A 5,761-nucleotide genomic window follows, 5' to 3' on the forward strand; every position below is an offset into this window, starting at 1 on the left:
CGATCACCCATCGGCCACCTCCGGCACCACCAGCGGTGCCTCGGCATCGGCCATGTCGCGGCGCGAGACGCGGACCGCTTCCTCGGGCGTGGTCACGCCATCGCGGACGAGCTGGCGCGCGGCCGATCCCAGCGTCGGCGCATGGAGGAAGGCGTGGCGCGCGATCAACGCCTCGTCGCCGCCATCGTTGATCATGCGGCGGACGGTTTCGTCGATGCGGATCGCTTCATAGACGCCGACGCGGCCCTTGAAGCCGGTTCCCTGGCAAAGCTCGCAACCGACCGCTTCATAGACGATCGTCCCCGCATCGAACCCGAGCAACGCGGAAACCGAGCCCTCGGCCTGCACCGGCTTGCGGCAATTCTCACACAACCGCCGCACCAGCCGCTGCGCGATGACCGCGCGCAGCGTGGACGCCAGCAGGAACGGCTCGACCTTCATGTCGCGCATCCGCGTGATCGCGCCGACCGCGTCGTTGGTGTGGACGGTTGAAAGCACCAAATGCCCGGTCAGCGACGCCTGTACCGCGATCTCAGCCGTCTCGCGGTCGCGAATTTCGCCGACCATCACGACATCGGGATCCTGCCGCAGGATCGCCCGCAAGCCCGCGGCAAAGGTCAGGCCGACCTTGGGATTGACCTGGGTCTGGCCGATCCCCTCCATCGCATATTCGACCGGATCCTCGACCGTCAGGATATTGCGACTGCCATCGTTGAGCAGCCGCATCGCGGCATAGAGTGTCGTGGTCTTGCCCGATCCGGTCGGCCCGGTGACGAGGATGATGCCGTTGGGCTCAGTAATCGCCTCTTTCAGCAACTGGTTGATCGCCGCCGTCATGCCAAGCACGTCGAGCGTAATCCCGGCATTTTCCTTGTCGAGGATGCGGAGCACGACGCGCTCGCCGGCCCGACTGGGGAGAGTCGACACGCGCACGTCGAGCAGCTTGCCACCCAGCGTCAGGCCGATGCGCCCGTCCTGCGGCACGCGCCGCTCGGCAATATCGAGCCGCGCCATCACCTTGACGCGGCTGACCACCACCGGCGCGACGTGCGGCGGCATGCGCAGCGTCTCGCGCAGCACGCCATCGATCCGCATCCGCACGACAAGCCCGGTTTCGTATGGCTCGATATGGATGTCCGACACGCCGTTGCGCGCGGCATCGGCGATGATACCGTTGATCAGCCGGATCGCGGGCGCATCATCGGCGGTGTCGAGCAGATCGTCGGCGGTCGGCAGATGGTCGGCAAGCATGTCGAGCTCATCGCCCAGACCAAGCGTGCCCGCTGCCATCGCGGCAGCTTGACCATCCATCGCATAGGCCTCGGACAGCAACCGGTCGAACTCGCTTGCCGAGACAAACCCAACGTCGAACGGACGCGCGAGGTGGCGGCGCAGTTCGAGCAGCACTTTCGGGTCAGACCCTTCGCGCATCGCGACCGCAAAGTGCGAGCCGCTGCCGGGATCGAGCACGACACCGAAGCGGCGGGCAAAGGCGTAGGGGATGGTGATGTTGGGGATATCTTCTCCTCTCCCGCTTGCGGGAGGGGTCGGGGGAGGGGAATCTCCAAGTGCGATCGTGCTTGTTGCACTGCCCTCCCCCAACCCCTCCCGCAAGCGGGAGGGGAGAGAAGCAGTCGCAGCGCCAGTCTCGATTTTCATCTACTGACTCCGCTTTGTCTTGATCACGCTGCTTGAGCTCCGCTGGATCGGCACCGAAATACGCGGGTCCTCGATATTGCCCGGAACGGGCGCGCTCGGGATTGGCGGGGTGGCACCAAGATAGTCGCGCACGAGCTGGTCGATCGACGGTTCCTCGTTGGGCGTGGCAAGGCCCTGTTGCAGCCGCAGATAGCCGTAGCGCTGCTCGGTCAGCTTGCGGCTGTCGTCGGCGCTGCGCAGGATCGTCGGGCGAATGAAAATCATCAAATTGGTCTTGGTCCGCGACTTCGCCTTCGAGCGGAACAGATTACCCAGCCCCGGAATATCGCCGAGCAGCGGGATTTTCTCGATCGTGCGCCGCTCATTATCGTCAAGCAGGCCGCTGATCACCGCAATGTCGCCATCGTCGACGGTGCGGACGGTTTCGACTTCGCGCTTGTTGAGGATCAGATCGCTATTGTCGCTCGACACCGGCCCGGCGATCGAGCTGACCTCAAGCCGCAGATTGAGCTTCACCGTCCCGCTCGAATTGACTTGCGGGCGCACGGTCAGCTCGATCCCGACATTCTCGCGCTGCGTCGTGCGGAAGGCATTGTCGAAATTGGTCGAGAGCGCTTGCCCCGTGGTAATCGGGATTTCCTGCCCGACCAGGCTGTGCGCTTCCTGATTGTCGAGCATCACGAGATGCGGGACCTGCAACAGATTCGAGGTCGTGTCGCTTTTCACCGCGTTGATGATCGATCCGAACACCGTGTCACCGATCTTCCCCGCCCAGCCGCCAAAGCCACCGCTTGCGCCGAGGATCGATTGCAGTGCCGATTGCTGCAGCGAATCGCTGGCCGCGCTGTTCGTGCTGGTCGTGACAGTGCTACCGTTGATCGTAGTGGTCGTGGTGCTGAGCTGGCGCGCGCCGATCGCCCCCGCAATCGTCAGCAGGCTCGGCGCAGTGTTCTTGAAACTCGAGGCGGCAAATACCCCACCCTTGATATTGGCGATGGCGAATTGCGCGCCGAGCTGGCTCGCGGTCTGATCCGACACTTCGGCAACGATCGCCTCGACCAGCACCTGTTCGCGCCGTGTATCGAGCTGCCGCACGACATCGGCGAGCTGCCGCTGCACTTCGGCCGGGGCAGCGATGACGATCGCGTTGGCGCCGACGAAGCGCGTGACGACCGAGGCCGAGCGACCGCCCGCCGTGATCGCCGCCTGCCCCTGTTGCCCGCCACCACCGCCGCCAACATCTTGCTGAACGGCCGGGGTGTTGGCGGAGCGCGAACTTGGCTGAAATCCACCGCCGCCGCCTTGCCGATTGCCGTTGCCGCCGAAATTGGAGGCCGATAGCTGCTGATTGGTGATCGGCGACGGGGTTTGCCCAACGAGTTGCTGGAGCACGGGCAAGAGCTGCTCGGCATCGGCGTTTTCGAGAAAGATAACCTTGATCTCGGTCCCGTTCTTCGCGCGCCGGTCAAGATCCTCGGCGACAGCGGTGAGGCGCTCGACCGAATTGGCATCGCCGCGAATCGCGACCGAATTCGAACTCGCGATCGCGACGATGCTGACGCTTGCGGGGGTGCCCGCACCCCCTGCCCCGCCGCCACCGACCTGCCCGGTCAGCGCCTGGAGCGCGGTCGCGATTTCGCGCGCGCCTGCATTTTTGAGCGCGACGACGCGCGTCGCAGACGTGTCTGCGTCGATCCGGCGCAGCACTTCGCGGACGCGACGAATATTGTCGGCGAAATCGACAATCACGAGGCTGTTGCCGCCGCGGTTCGCGGTGACCGAGCCTTGCGGCGAAACCAGCCCGCGCACGGTATCGACCGCCGTCGAGGCCTCGATCGAGCGCAAGCGCACGACTTCGGTGACGAAGCTGTTTGACGCGGCCCCGCGCGCACCGACGCGGCTCGGTTGCGACGCGGCACTGTCGGTCGGCTGGATGCGAAAAGCGCCGTTGCCGGTCGGCACGGCGATCAGCCCGTTGGAGCGCAACGTCGACAGGAAGATCTCGAAATATTCGGATTTCGAAACCGGATGATCGGTCACGACGGTCACTTTGCCGCTCACGCGCGCATCGATGATGAAGGTCCGCCCGGTCACGCGCGCGGCATCGGCGATGAACGCACGAATATCGGCATCGCGGACATTCATCGAGGTTTGTGCAAGCGCGGTGCCGACGCAGGTCAGGGCCAGCAAGGGGGCGCAGAAAATTCTTGGGATCAGTTTCTTCATGGCCCCGCAATCGTAATGGCAAGTGGAAGGGTGTTGCCGGCGCGCTCGACCGTGATCGAGAGCGTACCGCCTTTGGCATATTGTGCGCCGATCCGCTCGATATCGGCTTGCCCGCTGACCGGTCGCCCGCCGATTTGCGTGACGACATCGCCGTCGCGCAGGCCCACCGCGCGGAAGCCCGCACCGGCGCCTTGCGACCGGACCGTCAGGCCGTTGACGCGGCCATTGTCGATCCGCGGGATAAACCCGACATCGGCTTTGAGCTGCGCGAAGGTGACGGCTTGCGCGCCGAGCGGGCCGGATGGCGGAGCGCCACCCGGCGGCGCGGCACCGCTGCCACCGATCAACGGCGGGCCATTGGGTGCAGGCGCGGCGGCGGGGGCCTGATCGGGCTGAACGAGGAACAAGTCCTCGGAAGCACCGCCGCGATCGATCGTCACATGGTCGAACGCGACCGCTTTCAACCGCACGCCGGGCATGATCTCCTGACCCACGCCGATGCTTTGCTGGACGCCATCGGGCCCTGCAATGATCGCCGAGCCGCCGCCTTGCGCCTCATCGAGGCGCGTGCCGAACAGCGTGAGTTGGAGCGTGGTCACCACGCTCGGCCCCGCCGCATCCCCGCCGCTGATCAGAAAGAATGGATCGAAACCGCGCAAAATCGCCTGCGGCGACCCGGCAATGCTGCCCTGCTCGGGCCGCCAGATGCCGACCGGACCAACCGGCGTCACCACGACCCAGACGAGGCGCGCGCACTGCACCGCGAGCAGCGCGATCAGCAACAGCTCGACGCCGGTATAGACTTTTGTGACGGGTACGCGTCGCAAAAAGGCTCGCGCCCGCGCATCCAAAACCAACCGCATGCGGCACTCATCCCCGATCGTGACCCTGCTAGGCGGGGAGTGTTACAGTCCTGCGTCATTCGTGTGAAGCCGTTCGACATATACCGGACGGTCGAGCAAGCGGCTGGAAAATCTCCGATGACTTTGGCAGAGAGGCGGCGATGACGCACTCGCTCAATCTCGGCTCGGGTCACCCGTCTGAAGCGGTGGTCGCGCACATCATGGCGCAACCGGGCGTGCAACGCGTGCCGAGCCCGAAGCTGACCTTGTTCGTCCGACGCAACTTTCTCGACGCCGCAACCTGCGCAGCGGTCTGCGCTGCGGTCGATGCGACCAGGCGGCCATCAACGGTATCGGATTTCAACGGCGACCCAAATTATCGCACCAGCGAAACCGGCGACCTTGCCCCCGATGACCCGTTGACGATCACGCTGAACGAGAGGATTTCGGCCTTTACCGGGCTCGATCCGGTGCATGGCGAGCCGATTCAGGGGCAACGCTACGCGGTCGGCCAGGAATTCAAGCAGCACACCGATTATTTCGAGCCGATGGGGCAGGATTTCGAAAAGTTTTGCGGGTTCGCCGGCAACCGGACCTGGACCGTGATGATCTATCTCAACACACCCGAGGCGGGTGGCGCGACCCGCTTCAAGGCGATCGACAAGATCGTCCAGCCCGAGACGGGCAAATTGCTCGCATGGAACAACCGCCGCCTCGACGGCAGCCTCAATCCCGCGACGATGCACCACGGCATGAAGGTCCGCGCTGGAACGAAATACGTGATAACGAAATGGTTTCGCGAACGCCCGTGGGGCTGGGCAGCCTGACCGAGCGGCGTCCGGGACACGACTTATTTTCGTCATCAAAGTGATACTTTAATGTCACGAAAATACACTTAACGCGTCACATCCCCTTTCTAGATCGACACTTGATGAGGATGCGAGGGGGCGAGCCGACTCGCGACTGCATCGTCTGATCAAAACCGCCAGCCAGGCGGTTCAGCGAGCTGGAGACAGGGAACATGACCAATTCGA

General features: G+C 64.3%; 4 protein-coding genes. 1 reads left to right on the plus strand and 3 read right to left on the minus strand.

Annotation, left to right across the window (positions count from 1 at the left end):
- Positions 1 to 3: 3 nt before the first annotated feature.
- The 3 genes from ABWP09_RS13200 to ABWP09_RS13210 are packed head-to-tail and all read right to left on the minus strand — an operon-like array spanning position 4 to position 4,748.
- Positions 4 to 1,659 carry a GspE/PulE family protein gene (locus ABWP09_RS13200; RefSeq protein ID WP_353205588.1) on the minus strand — a complete coding sequence of 552 codons (1,656 nt, stop codon included), beginning with the start codon at positions 1,657 to 1,659 and terminating at the stop codon, positions 4 to 6.
- Positions 1,660 to 3,885 carry a type II secretion system secretin GspD gene (gspD, locus tag ABWP09_RS13205; protein WP_353205589.1) on the minus strand — a complete coding sequence of 742 codons (2,226 nt, stop codon included), beginning with the start codon at positions 3,883 to 3,885 and terminating at the stop codon, positions 1,660 to 1,662. It abuts the gene before it with no gap.
- A complete protein-coding gene (locus ABWP09_RS13210) occupies positions 3,882 to 4,748 on the minus strand; it encodes a type II secretion system protein N (RefSeq protein WP_353205590.1) in 867 nt (288 codons plus the stop codon). The genes gspD and ABWP09_RS13210 overlap by 4 nt, the downstream gene beginning before the upstream one ends.
- Before the next feature lie 140 nt (positions 4,749 to 4,888).
- On the opposite strand from ABWP09_RS13210, the gene ABWP09_RS13215 reads away from it, so the two are divergent.
- On the plus strand, positions 4,889 to 5,554 hold the full coding sequence (locus tag ABWP09_RS13215; protein WP_353205591.1) for a prolyl hydroxylase family protein: 666 nt from the start codon (positions 4,889 to 4,891) through the stop codon (positions 5,552 to 5,554).
- Positions 5,555 to 5,761: the final 207 nt, after the last annotated feature.

Origin of the sequence: Sphingomonas sp., from assembly GCF_040398505.1 — a bacterium.
Taxonomy (GTDB): domain Bacteria; phylum Pseudomonadota; class Alphaproteobacteria; order Sphingomonadales; family Sphingomonadaceae; genus Sphingomonas.

Excerpts from the sequence above, each read along its gene's own strand:
- ABWP09_RS13200 (WP_353205588.1), bottom strand. The coding sequence starts at position 1,659 with ATGAAAATCGAGACTGGCGCTGCGACTGCTTCTCTCCCCTCCCGCTTG.
- gspD (WP_353205589.1), bottom strand. The coding sequence starts at position 3,885 with ATGAAGAAACTGATCCCAAGAATTTTCTGCGCCCCCTTGCTGGCCCTG.
- ABWP09_RS13210 (WP_353205590.1), bottom strand. The coding sequence starts at position 4,748 with ATGCGGTTGGTTTTGGATGCGCGGGCGCGAGCCTTTTTGCGACGCGTA.
- ABWP09_RS13215 (WP_353205591.1), top strand. The coding sequence starts at position 4,889 with ATGACGCACTCGCTCAATCTCGGCTCGGGTCACCCGTCTGAAGCGGTG.